Annotated in this window: 12 protein-coding genes; 6 read left to right on the top strand and 6 right to left on the bottom strand. The window is 57.3% G+C overall.

Annotation, left to right across the window (positions count from 1 at the left end):
• Nucleotides 1-93 precede the first annotated feature (93 nt).
• Both NAC44_RS16965 and NAC44_RS16960 read left to right on the top strand, forming a co-directional pair.
• Entirely contained in the window at nucleotides 94-282 is a 189-nt protein-coding gene (locus NAC44_RS16965) for a hypothetical protein (protein WP_250942719.1), read from the top strand.
• Nucleotides 283-350: 68 nt separating this feature from the next.
• Nucleotides 351-1277 (top strand): DUF535 family protein, encoded by a 927-nt coding sequence (locus NAC44_RS16960; RefSeq protein WP_250942717.1) that lies wholly within the window; start codon nucleotides 351-353, stop codon nucleotides 1275-1277.
• Nucleotides 1278-1500: 223 nt separating this feature from the next.
• Here the strand turns inward: NAC44_RS16960 and NAC44_RS16955 are convergent, their stop codons facing one another.
• On the bottom strand, nucleotides 1501-1929 hold the full coding sequence (locus NAC44_RS16955) for an Lrp/AsnC family transcriptional regulator (protein WP_250942715.1): 429 nt from the start codon (nucleotides 1927-1929) through the stop codon (nucleotides 1501-1503).
• A gap of 132 nt (nucleotides 1930-2061) precedes the next feature.
• On the opposite strand from NAC44_RS16955, the gene NAC44_RS16950 reads away from it, so the two are divergent.
• Nucleotides 2062-3165: a saccharopine dehydrogenase family protein gene (locus NAC44_RS16950; RefSeq protein ID WP_250942713.1), complete on the top strand. Its 1104-nt coding sequence runs from the start codon at nucleotides 2062-2064 to the stop codon at nucleotides 3163-3165.
• Nucleotides 3166-3457: 292 nt separating this feature from the next.
• Here NAC44_RS16950 and ydiJ read toward each other — a convergent pair whose 3' ends face one another.
• Genes ydiJ through hglS form a run of 4 tightly spaced genes read right to left on the bottom strand, consistent with a single transcriptional unit; the run spans nucleotide 3458 to nucleotide 10707 of the window.
• Complete coding sequence (ydiJ, locus tag NAC44_RS16945) at nucleotides 3458-6490, bottom strand: D-2-hydroxyglutarate dehydrogenase YdiJ (RefSeq protein ID WP_250942711.1); 3033 nt, start codon at nucleotides 6488-6490, stop codon at nucleotides 3458-3460.
• A 10-nt stretch (nucleotides 6491-6500) separates the two neighbouring features.
• On the bottom strand, nucleotides 6501-7736 hold the full coding sequence (locus tag NAC44_RS16940; RefSeq protein WP_250942709.1) for a pyridoxal phosphate-dependent aminotransferase: 1236 nt from the start codon (nucleotides 7734-7736) through the stop codon (nucleotides 6501-6503).
• A gap of 11 nt (nucleotides 7737-7747) precedes the next feature.
• Nucleotides 7748-9280: an L-piperidine-6-carboxylate dehydrogenase gene (gene amaB, locus NAC44_RS16935; protein WP_250942708.1), complete on the bottom strand. Its 1533-nt coding sequence runs from the start codon at nucleotides 9278-9280 to the stop codon at nucleotides 7748-7750.
• 26 nt (nucleotides 9281-9306) lie between these two features.
• Entirely contained in the window at nucleotides 9307-10707 is a 1401-nt protein-coding gene (gene hglS / locus NAC44_RS16930) for a 2-oxoadipate dioxygenase/decarboxylase HglS (RefSeq protein WP_420839972.1), read from the bottom strand.
• A 202-nt stretch (nucleotides 10708-10909) separates the two neighbouring features.
• Between hglS and NAC44_RS16925 the strand changes: the two genes are divergently transcribed.
• Nucleotides 10910-11812, top strand: a complete 903-nt coding sequence (locus NAC44_RS16925; RefSeq protein WP_250942704.1) for a LysR family transcriptional regulator — start codon at nucleotides 10910-10912, stop codon at nucleotides 11810-11812.
• Nucleotides 11813-11850: 38 nt separating this feature from the next.
• Here NAC44_RS16925 and NAC44_RS16920 read toward each other — a convergent pair whose 3' ends face one another.
• Entirely contained in the window at nucleotides 11851-12198 is a 348-nt protein-coding gene (locus tag NAC44_RS16920) for a hypothetical protein (RefSeq protein ID WP_250942702.1), read from the bottom strand.
• Nucleotides 12199-12551: 353 nt separating this feature from the next.
• On the opposite strand from NAC44_RS16920, the gene NAC44_RS16915 reads away from it, so the two are divergent.
• Both NAC44_RS16915 and NAC44_RS16910 read left to right on the top strand, forming a co-directional pair.
• Nucleotides 12552-13562, top strand: a complete 1011-nt coding sequence (locus NAC44_RS16915; protein WP_250942701.1) for an SMP-30/gluconolactonase/LRE family protein — start codon at nucleotides 12552-12554, stop codon at nucleotides 13560-13562.
• 177 nt (nucleotides 13563-13739) lie between these two features.
• A complete protein-coding gene (locus NAC44_RS16910) occupies nucleotides 13740-14759 on the top strand; it encodes a LacI family DNA-binding transcriptional regulator (protein ID WP_250942699.1) in 1020 nt (339 codons plus the stop codon).
• Nucleotides 14760-14878: the final 119 nt, after the last annotated feature.

Below are 14878 nucleotides of genomic sequence, written 5' to 3'. Positions count from 1 at the left end.
CATCGATACTCGCTTAAATCACGAATATCTTAAAGAGCCACATCTGAAATATAGCTCGAAACTGTTACGATCTCATGTCGTGGTGATGGCGACATGGTGGCAAAAGCAGTTTCTTTCCAAAACGATATGTTACACAACGACACAAAACGCGTGAATTTTCCGGTGACTGACCTGGACATCTTTCGTCGCGCCCTCAAGCAACATGCTGCTACGCTTGAAGCCAGAGAGACGCACGCGCCGACAACCGGACCCATTCATCACGATTTTTTGTTTAAAGATTGAAGAATAGGCTTAGAAGAGAATGTAAAGTTATGATAAGCACCCGCAATCTTCATGCGCAGACAAAAATTATGACCAATAACATCCATGCAGCACCTTCTTTCATTCCTCCCGGGAAGAAAAAAACGGGCATAGGCGTCCTGATGGCGCCGGTTCGTATGTTTCTAAGAAAAGCGCTGTATAAAAAATCCATCGAAGAAACCTCGGACCTGTTCTCAAAAAAGCCATATTCAATCATAAAGAGCCATTTTCCTAATATTGAGACCAAGCCGCTTCGTCGGTCTTTTTACAGAAAAGCCAATACAAAATCCCGGTATACTGTCCTCAATCAGCATTACCGTCTGTTTTCCAGCTATTTTCCTGATTCGATACTCATCGCCGCCCACACCTCTGAGATTCTGATTGCCGAAAAAAACTATAAGGACAATAATTTCGCCATCTATCTTTGCCGTCAGGATGGCTTTGGCCGCGAAGCGGAACTGCGTGTCAAGCTGGTGTTCAACCAGCAGATCATCGTGCAAATGGGCATGACGTTCATTGACAGGAAAAACCTTGGCTTTTCTGAATCCGGCCATGCCCTTTGGCTCGGCATCATCAAGTCCAGTGTTCCCGGTGAAGCGGGCAAAGAGCTGTTTCGCAATTTCACCAAGGCATTTGAGGGGCTGCGCCCCAAATATATTCACGTCATCCTGGCACAATCGCTGGCTTCAGCCCTGAACATTCAGGAAATCTATGCGCCGTCCTATCTGGGGCAGGCCGTGTCTTCGAGCCGCCGCTTCAAGCAGAGGGTCCATGCGGACTATGACGGCTTCTGGGAAGAATGCGGCGGCGAAAAACTCAACGACTTTCTCTATCGTCTTCCGCGCGAACGTCAAGTCCGCGATCTGTCTGACTATAAAAGCAAGAAGCGTGCGCAAGCCAAAAAGCGCCAGGAAATAGAAAATGACTTGCGAAATGAAATCATCGAAAAATTTCAGGACATAAAGCGCAGATCATAGAGTATGACCAATTGCGCGGGCGCGAATGATGGTGCGCTCGACCATCTGCTCCTTCCAATCGTCCGTGATCTCCAGTTCGACCCATGTTTCAAGCAGCGCGTCGAACATGCCCTGCTCAAACGACGGCATAATGCCTTAAATCGGGTGCGATTTAAGGAGAAAATAATGCAGCAAATTTAAAGAGTGAGAGCGTTTGCGTGTTTCCGTGAAACAGTGAAATGCTCTAGCGAGAAATCCGCGTCGAGAGAATGATGGACGACAGGGTCCGTTCCACGCCGTCGAGATTACCAATTTCATCAATCGTCTGGTCAAGTTCGAGCATCGATGGTGCTGCGAGAATGGCGATCAGGTCGAAAGTACCGCTGACCGAGTGCAGCGCCGTCACGGGCTTCAGCCGTTCCAGCGCGCTGACAACCTGCGCCAGCGCCTTGGGGGCAATCGTGATCAGAATATGCGCACGGATGAGCGACGCAGCATATTGCTCGGAGAGCCTGATGCCATAGCCCGCGATGACACCATCCCGCTCCAGCCGCTCTATTCTCGCCTGAACCGTCGTGCGCGACAGGCCCAGCTTTTTCGCCAGCGTGGCAACCGGCATGCGGCTGTTTTCGCTGAGCAATGCCAGAAGGTCGCGATCTTTGTCGGTCAACATGGTTTCATCACTTTGTCTAGATGAGACGGCGTTTTGTATAAAATGATGCTTGATAATGTCCATAATGACGCTGTGAATCAACCACACAACAGCGCAAAATTCCCCATAATCCAGATTGAAAAGGGGAATTCCATGAAAGACATCATCATTATCGGGGCAGGTAAAATTGGTGGTGCGATTGCGCTCATGCTGGCGGCAACGGGCGACTACAGCGTGACCGTTGCCGACCGCAGCGACGAGCAGCTTGCCAAGCTGGACAAGCATCCGGCCATTGCAACAGCCAGACTGGACATTGCCGATCGGGATGCGCTGGTGAAAGTGCTTTCCGGCAAATTCGCCGTTCTCTCCGCTGCGCCTTTCAGCCTCACTGGTCTGATTGCCGAAGCGGCCAAGGCTGCTGGCGTGCATTATCTCGATCTCACTGAAGATGTTGCAACAACGAAAAAGGTGGAGCAACTGGCTGAAGGTGCCGATGTCGCCTTCATTCCCCAATGCGGCTTGGCACCGGGTTTCATCTCCATCGTCGCCAACGATCTAGCAAAACATTTTGACAGTCTGGACAGTGTGCGCATGCGCGTCGGCGCGCTGCCGCAATATCCCTCCAATGCGCTCAATTACAATCTTACCTGGAGCACAGACGGGCTGATCAACGAATACATCGAACCCTGCGAGGCCATTGTTGAAGGCAGGTTTGTCACCGTTCCGGCCATGGAAGAGCGTGAGGAGTTTTCGCTGGATGGTGTGACCTATGAGGCGTTCAACACCTCCGGCGGGCTGGGCACGCTGGCCAAAACGCTGGAAGGCAAGGTGCGGACGATGAATTATCGCACCATCCGCTATCCCGGCCATCAGGCGATCATCAAGGCGCTGCTCAACGATCTCAACCTGAAGAACCGTCGCGATGTGCTGAAAGATCTGTTCGAAAACGCCCTTCCCGCCACCATGCAGGATGTTGTGGTGATTTTCGTGACGGTGTGTGGTTGGAAAGACGGACGTTATCTGCAAGAAACCTATGCCAACAAGGTCTATGCTGGCATTGTTGCGGGCAAGAAGATGAGCGCCATCCAGATCACCACCGCCGCTGGCATCACCACGGTTCTTGATCTTCTCGCCGCTGGCAAACTGCCGCAAAAGGGGTTTGTTCGGCAGGAAGAAATCGGCCTTGCCGATTTTCTCGCAAACCGCTTTGGCCATGCCTATGATCCCGAAGCGCTGCGGCTGAAAGAAGCTGTCTGATTGAAATAGGTTTCAGAAACATTGAGGGCAGCGTCAGGCGCTGCCTTCTGACTGTTGATGACCCCTGAATTGATCCTCAACGTTATGCAGTAGATTAAAAGTGTTACAGCGTCCTTTGTGCGCCATATATGGCGCACAAAGGACGCTGTAACACTGTGCCGGGCATCTACCAATTTTATTGAGCCATAAAAGACAATCGCTTCGTTCGGGGCGGCAGATCCTCGGGACAGGCCCGAGGATGACGACATGTCGAGCCAGAGCTTTGTCATCAATTTGAGGGCAGCGTCAGGCACTACCCTTTTGAATGGGCAGGCGTCAAAAGCTGATCCAGAACCTGAAGCGGATGCGGCAATCTGCGATCATCCATGGCCTTCACCTGCGAACGACAGGAATAGCCTGTGACCATGAGAATATCCTCAGATGTCTGACGCTTGACAATGTCCGCCCAGCTCATGGCGTAAAGCTGTTCGGCCATGGGCCGATTGCGTGTCTCGTGACCAAAGGTACCAGCCATGCCACAGCAGCCAGTGTCGGCAATGGTGAGCTTTAACCCGAAGGCCGTAAACACGGCCTTCCACTGGCCAAGCGAAGCCGCCGCATTGGAGCGTTCTGTGCAATGGACCAGCAGGGTCAGGTTTTTGCAATCGTCCGCGGTCACCCTGTCTGGCAAGGACATCTTCGCCAGCCATTCCTGCGGAAGCTCCACCATCGCCTTGAGCGGATTATCCGACAAAGCCTTATATTCGCTTCGAAATGTGAGTGTCATGGAGGGATCAAGTCCAACCAGAGGCACGCCAAGATCGGCTAGGCTCTGCAAATAAGCAGCCGTTTTGTGCGCTGCTTTTTCGAACCGGGCCGCATAACCATGCACATGCAGCGCCTTGCCATTGATATGAGGCGCCAGCATCGGCTGAAGGCCGAGCTTGCGGGCAACATTGATGGCCGCCACCGCCACCGCCGGATCGAAATGCGCGGTAAAGGCATCGACCACAAAAACCACAATGGTCTTTCGCTCTGCCTCTGTCAGGGCTGCAAGCTTTTTGGGATCGGCGATTGGTACGTTCAGCCTTTGCGCCTCGCGCGCCAAGGAGCGATCAGCAAGGGGCGGCAGGGCCGTGAGGCCTGCAAGCCGCATCAACCCCCTACCCGCTTTCGTGCCCACAACCCCGTTATAGACCGGGCGAAGCCGGGCCATGATCGGCAGCAGCGTTTCGATGGATGCCACCAGCGGATCTTTCAACGGGCGCAGATAGCGCCCATGATAGACATCAAGAAATTTTGCCCGGAAGGCCGGAACGCTGACCTTGACCGGACATTGCCCCGCACAAGCCTTGCAGGACAGGCAGCTATCCATTGCAGCCTTGACCTCGTGGGAAAAATCCTGCCGGTTTTTCGGGTTCAGGCTGTTCAGCGCGCGTTGCAGCAGATTTGCCTTGCTGGCTTTGCGCGCTTCCCGGCGGGGGTCCACGCCCTTTTCCGCCAAAAGACGCAGCCATTCGCGCATCAGCGAGGCACGGCCCTTGGGCGAAAGGCGGCGGTCGCGGCTGGCCTTATAGGAGGGGCACATGGGGCTTGTTTCATCGAAATCGAAACAGGCACCGTTACCATTGCAATAGGCGGCATTGTCGAAAGCGGCTCGGATGTCATTGCCGATGACGCGGTCCATCGCCCCCCGCAGCGGCACAGCATCGATTTTCAGCAGAGGCTTGTCATTGGGGCTGGCGATCTTGCCGGGGTTGAGGCGGTTGTCGGGATCAAAAGCCCGTTTGATCTCCTGCAAACAGGGATAGAGATCGCCAAAAAACTCCGGCACATATTCCGAGCGCACGCCCTTGCCGTGCTCGCCCCAGAGCACGCCGCCATATTTGCGGGTCAGTGCCACCACGGCATCGCTGATCTCGCGCACCAGTGGCACATGGTCGGGCCGCACAAGATCCAGCGCCGGGCGCACATGCAAAACCCCGGCATCGACATGGCCGAACATGCCATAGGCCACCCCTGCCCCATCCAGAAGGGCACGAAACTCGCGGATATAGGCCGCCAGATGCTCCGGTGGCACCGCCGTATCTTCCACGAAAGGAACAGGCCGCACCGGGCCTTCGACATTACCAAGCAGGCCGACCGCGCGTTTGCGCATGGTCCAGATGGCTTCCGCATCCTTATGGCCACGCGCAATGATGTGGCCGAGGCGGTTGGGGTTGGCAGCACCTTCAAGCGCCGCAATCACAGCCTGAAGCTTGCGCTCCAGTTCAGCGGCGTCATCGGCCAGCACTTCGACGATATTGATACCATTGGCGGTTTGGCCCGCATCGTCGGGGAAGAAACGGCTGATCGCCGTCCAGACAATATCGCCCTTGGCAAGGCCCAGCACGCGCTCATCGACCGTCTCGACGGAGGCAACCTTGAGCGCCGTGAGGTTGCGGGCATCCTCAAGGGCGGCGTTAAAATCGTTATAGCGGATGTTGACGAGCGCCACTTCGGCAGGCAGCGGCAGCAGGTTCAGTTCGGCCTCGGCAATCATCGCCAGCGTGCCTTCAGAGCCGCAGAGAATGGCGTTGAGATCGAAATCCCCGCTCTCTCGCCGCACATGCGCCAGGTCATAGCCGGTCATATAGCGGTTGAGATTGGGGAAGATCTCGGTAATGCGCTCGCGCTTTTCCCGCGTGATGCGCTCCACCACCCGGTAAATCTCACCGATCCGGTCCTGACGCTGAAGCGCGGCATCAAGACCCGCCTCGTTGAGTGGGCGCGACCAGATATCCGTGCCATCCATCAGCACCACACGCAGCGCCAGCACGTGATTGGACGTCTTGCCATACAAACAAGACCCTTGACCACAGGCATCGGTGGAAATCATGCCGCCAATGGTGGCGCGATTGGAGGTGGAAAGTTCCGGCGCAAAAAACAGGCCATGGGCTTTCAGCGCTCGGTTGAGCTGGTCCTTGACCACGCCCGCCTCGACACGCGCCACCCGCCGCACCGGATCGATCTCCAGAATGCGGTTCATGTGCCGCGAACAATCGACCACCACGCCATGGGTCAGCGACTGGCCGTTGGTGCCGGTGCCACCGCCACGTGGGGCGATGGTGATGGTTTGAAACTGCGGCTCCGCCAGTATGCGGGCGATGATCTGAAGGTCTGAGGCATCGCGCGGGAAGAGAATGCCCTGCGGTTCCATCTGATAGATGGAGTTGTCCGTGGCTGAGACGATGCGCGACGCGGCCTGCGTCTCGATATCGCCCTGAAACCCCGCCTCGATAAGCCGCTCGAAAAAGCTGGCGGAAGCATCAGCAGCAGAGGCCGGGCGATCGAGACGTGGGATCATGATGGAGCAGCTATTCTTTCAGGGCAGCGCAGGCCTGTTCAATCCGGTTCAGCGCTTCTACCAGTTCTGCTTCCGAAGTCGCATAGGAAATGCGAAAGAATGGCGAAAGGCCGAAAGCCGAGCCGGGCACAACGGCGACATGTGCCTCTTCCAGCAGATAATCGGTAAAATCCGCATCGCTCAGCAAGGTCTTGCCCTTCGGCGTCACCGTGTTCAACACACCGGCGCAAGAGGCGAAGGTGTAGAACGCGCCTTCCGGCACACGGCACTCAAGCCCCGGAATGGCGTTCAACCGGCCAACTACCAGATCGCGGCGGCGTTTGAAACTCGCCTGACGCTTTTTCAGAAAATCCTGAGGGCCGTTCAAGGCGGCAATGGCTGCGGCCTGACTGACGGAACAGGGGCAGGAGGTGGCCTGGCTCTGGATCACCGCCATCGCCTTGATCAGCGCCTTCGGCCCACCGGCATAGCCAATGCGCCAGCCGGTCATGGCATAGGCCTTGGACACGCCGTTGATAGTCAGCGCCCGGCCCTTCAGGCGCGGCTCCAGCGCCACCGGGGTGACGAAATCAAAACCGTCATAGATGATATGCTCATACATATCATCCACCATTAGCCAGACATGCGGATGGCTGAGCAGCACCTCGATCAGCGGCTGATAGTCCTCAGCGCTATAGGCAGCACCCGAGGGGTTGGACGGCGAATTGAGCAGCACCCACCGGGTTTTTGGCGTGATGGCCTTTTCCAACTGTTCCGCCTGAAGACGGAAGCCCGCTTCGGCTGTGCAAGGCACGAGCACAGAGGTGCCGCCGCAGACCTCGACGATGTCGGAATAGGAGGTCCAGTAGGGCGTGGGGATGATCACCTCATCGCCCGCATCGATGGTGGCCATGAAAGCGTTGAACAGGATTTGCTTGGCACCCGTGCCGACGGTGATTTCATCCACCGTATAATCCACGTGGTTTTCCCGTTTGAACTTGGCGGCAATCGCCTGTTTCAGCGCCGGTGAACCATCGAGCGCGGTGTATTTGGTTTCCCCGGCATCGATTGCGGCTTTGGCGGCCTGCTTGATGTGGTCGGGCGTGTCGAAATCCGGCTCGCCTGCGCCAAGGATGATCACTGGCAGGCCCTCGCGCTTCATCGCCGCTGCTTTAGCGCCGATTTGCAGAATCTTTGAAACGCCGACAGCAGCAATCCGCGAGGCGGGCCGAAAGCCCGCCTCCTCTACGTTCACCGAGATGGTCATGATCTGTTGCCTTATTCGATATCGAAGGACACGCCCTGCGCCAGCGGCAGGGATGTGGAATAGTTCACCGTGTTGGTGGCGCGGCGCATATAGGCCTTCCACGCATCCGAGCCGGATTCGCGACCGCCGCCGGTTTCCTTCTCGCCACCGAAGGCCCCGCCGATTTCCGCACCAGACGTGCCGATATTGACATTGGCAATGCCGCAATCCGACCCCTCAACGGAGAGGAAGCGCTCGGCTTCCCGCATGTTGAGCGTGAAGATCGAGGAGGAGAGGCCTGCACCGACAGCATTGTGATCGGCCAGAACCGCATCGAAATCGCTGTATTTCAGCACGTAAAGAATGGGCGCGAAGGTTTCTTCCAGCACGGGGCCGGTGTGGGCAGGCATTTCCACCAGCGCTGGCTTAACATAATAAGCATCCGCGCTGCCGGTCTCGACCCGCTCGCCGCCATGCACCGTGCCGCCATGCGCCTTGGCTTCGCCAAGCGCCTTTTGCATATTGTCAAAGGCCAGCTTGTCGATCAACGGGCCGACGAGTGCTGTACCATCCAGCGGATTGCCGACGGAAACACTGGCATAGGCCTTTTTCAGGCGCGGAACGAGCTGGTCATACACGCTGTCATGCACGAAAAGACGGCGCAGCGTCGTGCAGCGCTGGCCAGCCGTGCCCATGGCCCCGAAAGCAATGGCGCGGAGCGCCATATCGAGATCGGCAGAGGGGCAAACGATGCCGCCATTGTTGCCGCCGAGTTCGAGAATGGCGCGGGCAAAGCGCTTGGCAAGGCGCGGACCAACCTCGCGGCCCATGCGGGTGGAGCCGGTGGCCGATACCAGCGGCACTTTGGCATGGTCCACCAGCACTTCGCCGACGGTGCGGTCGCCGATCAGAACCTGAGCAAGACCTTCCGGCGCATCACCAAAGCGTTTGATGGCGCGCTCCAGAATGGCCTGCGAGGCCAGTGCCGTCAGCGGTGTCTTTTCCGATGGCTTCCACACCACGCTATTGCCGCAGACCAGCGCAAGGGCTGCATTCCACGCCCAGACGGCCACGGGGAAGTTAAAGGCGGAAATGATGCCGATGACGCCGAGCGGATGCCAGGTTTCCATCATGCGGTGGCCAGGGCGCTCGGTGGCAATGGTCAGGCCGTAAAGCTGGCGGGAGAGACCAACGGCGAAATCGCAGATATCGATCATTTCCTGCACTTCGCCGAGACCTTCGGACGGGATCTTGCCCGCTTCGATGGAGACGAGACGGCCAAGATCGGCCTTGGCGGCACGCAGTTCCTCGCCGAAAAGCCGCACCAACTCGCCGCGCTTGGGCGCAGGCATCAGACGCCATTGACGGAACGCCGCATCGGCGCGGTCGATGATGGCGGTCGCCTCACCGGCCGAAACGGTCTTCAGGCTACCGGTCTGCTCGCCGGTGATCGGCGAGAAGGATTTGAGATCGCCACCGGTATAGGCGGCCTTGTCCACACCGAGGCGGTCGAGAATGGCGCCGGCTTCAGCGGCGATAGCAGCGGGCTTTGCAGCGGTGGTCATGGTGAAATCTCCAGAATGTATCGGCGTTACTCGGCGGCAATCTGCCGGGCGAAAGCGGCAAGGCAGGCCTCCAGCGAGGCCTTTTCAATGCTGCCATAATGATCGAATTCGTTCAGCACTTCGGCACCCAGATCGGCTTCGAAGCGCTTCTGATTGGGGCTTGCGACAAAATCCTGCTGTGCGCCATCCCCCAGATTCGACTGGAAGATACCAGCCGCACTGACCGGCAGGAAGTCTTCGTAAACAATCGGATCGAAACCGATATAGCCATCGGCGATAAGCTGTTCCACATCCAGCGTCGATGGCAGGTCCGCCCTCGCCTTTTCCGTCAGATAATAGCTGACATAGCCAAGGCCTTCGGCGCGGATCGTCGCCCAGTCATCCGGGAACGCCTTGAAGACATCGGCAAGCGCTGCCTCATACGCTGCCGCGTTGGAACCATCGGCGGCAGGACGCACGATTTTGCGGGTCTCGTCCAGCAACGCATCATAAAGGGCGCGGCCCTTGGGCGTCAGGGCAATGCCGCGCTGTTCGATCTCGCCGAAACGGGCGGTGTGGGTGCCGGATTGCCAGCCACCCTTGCCGTCGTCGAAAGAGACGGGTTCTTCCAGCGCCTTGAACGAGGTCTGGCGCAACAGGATCGGGCATTTGCGGGTCGGCGGGCCTTCCACCACGGCCTTGGGGGCAATGCCATATTCCGGCATCAACGCCTGCACCCTGTCGATATCCAAGGTGCGCGGCGTCAGATGGTTGATATGCGGCCCCTTGAAGGAGACCACATCGGCAATCAGCCGATGCGCATCATGCAGGCGGTGATACATGGAGAGCGCCACATTGGCTTTGTCGTGCCAACGGAAGGTTTCCAGCACTTCCGCAACGAAACGGGATGCGTCCTCGGCCTCCAGCCCGCCCTGCTTTTCGGCCTTTTCGGTCAGCGCAATGGCACCGGGGGTAAAAATCTGGCGCTTTGCGAGAATGGCGGCGGCTTCATCGCGCAAAGTCGTATCGGCAATCAGATCCAGCCTGAGCAGCGAGGTGAAGACACGGAAGGGATTGCGCTTCAAAGCCGCTTCGCCCACGGGGCGGAAAGCGGTGGAATGCACCGGCACACCGGCGGTGGAAAGATCGTAATAACCCACGGGATACATGCCCATCACCGCAAAAATGCGGGCCATCATCGAAAGCTCCTGCGCCGTGCCAAGACGAATGGCACCGTGACGCTCTTCAGAGATGCGGTCCAGCGTATCGCTGGCCTCAAGGCGTGCCCGAAGCTCGGGGTTTTCAGCCAGCGTCTCGTCATTGACGCGAGCCACCAGCTCCATCAGCGTTCCATAGGCTGGCACCTCATCGCGGTACATCGCCGACATGGCGCCGGAAAACCGGGCGCGGATATCATCTGGAGAAACTTTCGCAATCATGATGGTCATGTCCTTTGAACTCTGCTACAGCGCCGTGCGCCAAATATGGCGCACAAAGGTCGCTGTAACACTTTTAATCTGCTGCATAATTTTCACCTTAAATCGATTCCGATTTAAGGAATTATGCAGTAGATCATACTAAACATGCACCATAATGCGGTTTTTCGCAGTCATGTTGTGATGATTGCGGATAAGTTCATGCGAAAATGGAATGACCACACGCCGAAGCCTCACGCCTGACTTCATCACCCTGCAAGCCTTTGAATGCGCGGCACGGCATCAGAATTTTTCCCGCGCAGCCGAAGAGCTGAACCTGACCCAGAGTGCGGTGAGCCGCCAGATCGCCGATCTCGAACATCAGACCGGGGTGAAGCTGTTCGAGCGTGTCAGAAAGCGCGTCATTCTGTCTGAGGCGGGTGAAAGGCTTCTGCCCGAGGTCAAGCAGTTGCTGGCCCAGGCAGAACGGCTGATGATTGGCGCCGTGGCCACCGGCCAGATGACAAAATCCCTGCGTATCGCCACCCTGCCCACATTCGCAACGAAATGGCTGGTCCCACGGCTTGGCCACTTTCTCGACCAGCATGCCGATGTGGCGATTTCACTGGAATCCCGCTCAAGCCCCTTCAGCTTTGCCGAAGAGAATTTCGATCTTGCCATCCATTTCGGCCAGCCGACCTGGGCCAATGCCACCTCAACCTTTCTGTGCCACGAGACAGTTCTGCCGGTTGCAAGTCCCTTGCTGGTTGGTCGCATGCGAGAGGGTGAAACCGGCCTATATGACAGGCTTCCCCTGCTGCATCTCACCACGCGCCCCAAGCTGTGGTCGGATTGGGCGCGCCATCACGGTGTTGACCTGCCACAAGCCTTTCAGGGCGCGCGCTTCGACCAGTTCTCCATGGTGATCTCGGCTGCCGCCGCAGGTCTCGGCTTTGCCCTCTTGCCGACCTATCTCATCGAAAGCGAGCTCAAATCCGGCACATTGGCCCCCATGGCCAATCTTCCCATGCAGACTGAAAATGCCTATTTCATCGTGCGACCGGAGAACAAGACGGCACAAATCGCAGCACGCGATTTCGAAGCCTGGCTGCTGACGCAGGTTACCCCGTCTGCATAAAACATCGTGTTGGTTTTGACCTGACAATCCCCACAGTCTCAGATGGGAAATGGTGTCACCGCCGCCAATGTGGAACCACCCTCATAGATGAATGTTTCCACGGACTGATCACTGCCCAAAACGCCAAGTGCCAGAATACCCTCGACAATTCTTTGATAGTCCTGATCATCGTCAAGACGGTCAATGTCGGCCTGGCTTTGCCAAAAGGTTGTTGTGATCCACTGATCATCCTTTGCAGCGAAGAAAACCCCCTTCACACCGGAACGCGTCGACAGAACAGGAAGAGAGACATCATTGGCATAGGCAACAAGCCTGTCCTTGCCCTTCGGATCAAAGCGAGTACGCCAGATTCGAACGATCATCTGCGGCGTGATCTGGGTTTTCACACATGGCTCCCTTAAAGCATTCTCGCGGGAAAAGTGAACCGTCCCCGGAAATGAAAAAACAGAAACTTAGAACACGATCATAGACGGCATAACCAATCTTATCAAATCCATGTCCACTTTTCGACCCGGCTTCAAGACCTGTGTACCGGCTTTCGCCATAGAGCGTGTCAGTGCGTCACGGAAACCCTGAACAGAAAGTTCATGTTTTCTCGCCCGCAGCCATTGCCGGTATCGTTTTAAACGCTTCGACGTTTCAGGCAGAACGCATTGACAAGTTCAGGCAGAACGCATTGACAAGTCGTCTGAAAAATTATTTGGTTGGTCGAACAACTAATTAAAGTGGAGGATGTGAGATGACCAATCCGTTGAAAGGTTTTCAGGTCCGGCGTGAAGACATCCGCTTTGTCGGCGAGGGTCTTGAGCGGCCGGAATGCATATTGGCCGAAAAGAACGGAACACTCTGGGCAGCGGATGCGCGCGGCGGCATCATGCGGATCGACCCCGATGGTACTCAAGAGCTGATCCTGCAAAAGGGGCTGGACAATTCGGCGGCCACCTCCTTCGAGGACCGCTATGTCAACACCATGGGCAGCCTGCCCAACGGACTGGCCTTCACCAAGGAGGGCGACTTTCTCATTGCCAATTTCGGCACGGATCGGCTGGAGCTGATGAAGCGCAATGGCGACAGCACCATTCTTCTCGACAATATCGACGGCCAGCCGATCGGAAAGGCCAATTTCGTCACCCGCGACAGCAAGGGACGCCTGTGGCTCACCGTCACCACAAGAACGATCCCCTGGACCGATCATGTGAAAACCAATAGCCGCGACGGCTATATCGCCGTGATCGACGACAAGGGTGCACGCATCGTTGCCGACAATCTCTGCGGCACCAATGAGCTGCGGTTCGATACGAACGAGGAATGGCTCTATGTCGCCGAAACCACCGCGCGCAATATTACCCGTCTTCGCGTCCAGCCGGATGGTTCGCTGAGGGACCGGGAAATCTATGGGCCATCGAATGTCGGCGGCTTTTGCGACGGCATCGCCTTCGATGCCTATGGCAATCTCTGGACCACACTGATCATGGCCGACCGGCTGGTGGCGATCACACCCGAAGGTGAGCTTGTGACTATTCTCGACGACGGCAATCCGGAAAAGACCGCCGAACTTGACAAAGCCTGGGAGGAGGGCCGCGTGACGCCCGAGATCATGAGCGCGGCCACCGGTACACTCTGCCCCTGGATGGCCTCGCTGACCTTCGGCGGCCCGGATCTGAAAACCGTCTATCTCGGCTCGCTGCGTGGCAACCGCATTCCCTATTTCACCAGCCCCGTCGCCGGTCAGCCATTGATCGATTGGTGAGCGGCTATCCGGGGCGAAGGAGGATCTGCCGGATCTCGCGGAAAATAGCGCCGTTTGTGGCGCGGGAACCTGGCGCATTGGCGAGCGCCAATAGCCCATCTGGGCCTTGCCACCTTGACGTTCAGAAAAATCAGTGTCAAACCGCGCTTTTTTCACCCGTCATCGCGTGAGCGCATCATGGCCACACTCAAGACCATCGCCAAGGCGGCCGGGGTTTCCTCGACCACGGTCTGGCGCGTGTTGAATTCCGATGCGACATTGTCGATAACGGAAGAGAAGCGGCGGATCATCATCGAGACTGCAGCGGCGATGAACTACGCCCCGCCGCGCACGCGCAACCGTGCCGCGGGCCTGAGTGCATTGCGCCGGGTGGCCATCGTGCATTTTCTGAGGCCGGAGCATGAACTGGCCGATCCTTATTATGTCTCGCTTCGCCTTGGTATCGAACGGCGCTCGCATGAGCTGAAAATGGAAACCGTCAGGATCTATGGCACCGATGCCAGACCGGAGCCGGCCTTTCTGGAAAATGCCTCCGGCGTTATCGCCATCGGCAGCTTTCAGGAGGAGCAGATGGAATGGCTGGCGCGCTACAGCCGCCATCTCGTTTTTGCCGATTCCATTCCACCCGATGAAGCCTTCGATGCGGCGGCAAGCGATCTGTCGGTAGCAATGCGCAAATTGCTGGGCGCGCTACAGGACAAGGGCTATCGCCGCATCGCCTATCTCGGCTGGATCGGCAAGTTCGACAGTGATCCCTTCGGCGAAATCCGCTGCCGAACCTATGTCAACTGGATGCGGGATCAGGGAAGCTTCGATCCAGCACTCTGCCTCACGGAAGCCTGCCCGGATCACCATGGCGAAAATCTCGGTGACCGGCTTGCCCACCGCCTGCTTCAGGCGCCTGCTCTGCCAGAGGCCATTGTTACCTGCAACGACAATGTGGCCATGGGCGTCTATCGTGTCCTGCAGGAGCGGGGGCTTAACGTGCCGAAAGACATCGCCATCGCCAGCTTCAACGACATTCCCATGGCGCGGCTTCTCAATCCGCCGCTGACCACCGTGCGCCTGCCTGCCGAGCAGATCGGCGAAACCGCCGTCGATCTGCTGGCCGAACGTCTGGCGGGACGACGCCTCGTCAAACAAATTACCCTTGCCAGTACGCTGCAATGGCGCGGCAGTATTCGCGAACATCTCTAGCAGGCGACCGAAACAGACCAGTTCCAGCCGGCTCGCCTTTTTCAGCGGCCTGCGAGAACTCGTATGGGATCGGGAACATTCATGCTTTTTCCCGGTTCGGCAGGATATGTGCGGCCATC

The sequence above is a fragment of the Allorhizobium sonneratiae genome (assembly GCF_023700755.1).
In the GTDB taxonomy this organism is placed as follows: Bacteria; Pseudomonadota; Alphaproteobacteria; order Rhizobiales; family Rhizobiaceae; genus Allorhizobium; species Allorhizobium sonneratiae.
Note: the sequence above shows the minus strand (reverse complement) of the source record. Positions and strands in the feature narration are given on the sequence as shown.

Excerpts from the sequence above, each read along its gene's own strand:
- NAC44_RS16965 (WP_250942719.1), top strand. The coding sequence starts at position 94 with ATGGTGGCAAAAGCAGTTTCTTTCCAAAACGATATGTTACACAACGAC.
- NAC44_RS16960 (WP_250942717.1), top strand. The coding sequence starts at position 351 with ATGACCAATAACATCCATGCAGCACCTTCTTTCATTCCTCCCGGGAAG.
- NAC44_RS16955 (WP_250942715.1), bottom strand. The coding sequence starts at position 1,929 with ATGTTGACCGACAAAGATCGCGACCTTCTGGCATTGCTCAGCGAAAAC.
- NAC44_RS16950 (WP_250942713.1), top strand. The coding sequence starts at position 2,062 with ATGAAAGACATCATCATTATCGGGGCAGGTAAAATTGGTGGTGCGATT.
- ydiJ (WP_250942711.1), bottom strand. The coding sequence starts at position 6,490 with ATGATCCCACGTCTCGATCGCCCGGCCTCTGCTGCTGATGCTTCCGCC.
- NAC44_RS16940 (WP_250942709.1), bottom strand. The coding sequence starts at position 7,736 with ATGACCATCTCGGTGAACGTAGAGGAGGCGGGCTTTCGGCCCGCCTCG.
- amaB (WP_250942708.1), bottom strand. The coding sequence starts at position 9,280 with ATGACCACCGCTGCAAAGCCCGCTGCTATCGCCGCTGAAGCCGGCGCC.
- hglS (WP_420839972.1), bottom strand. The coding sequence starts at position 10,707 with ATGACCATCATGATTGCGAAAGTTTCTCCAGATGATATCCGCGCCCGG.
- NAC44_RS16925 (WP_250942704.1), top strand. The coding sequence starts at position 10,910 with ATGACCACACGCCGAAGCCTCACGCCTGACTTCATCACCCTGCAAGCC.
- NAC44_RS16915 (WP_250942701.1), top strand. The coding sequence starts at position 12,552 with ATGACCAATCCGTTGAAAGGTTTTCAGGTCCGGCGTGAAGACATCCGC.
- NAC44_RS16910 (WP_250942699.1), top strand. The coding sequence starts at position 13,740 with ATGGCCACACTCAAGACCATCGCCAAGGCGGCCGGGGTTTCCTCGACC.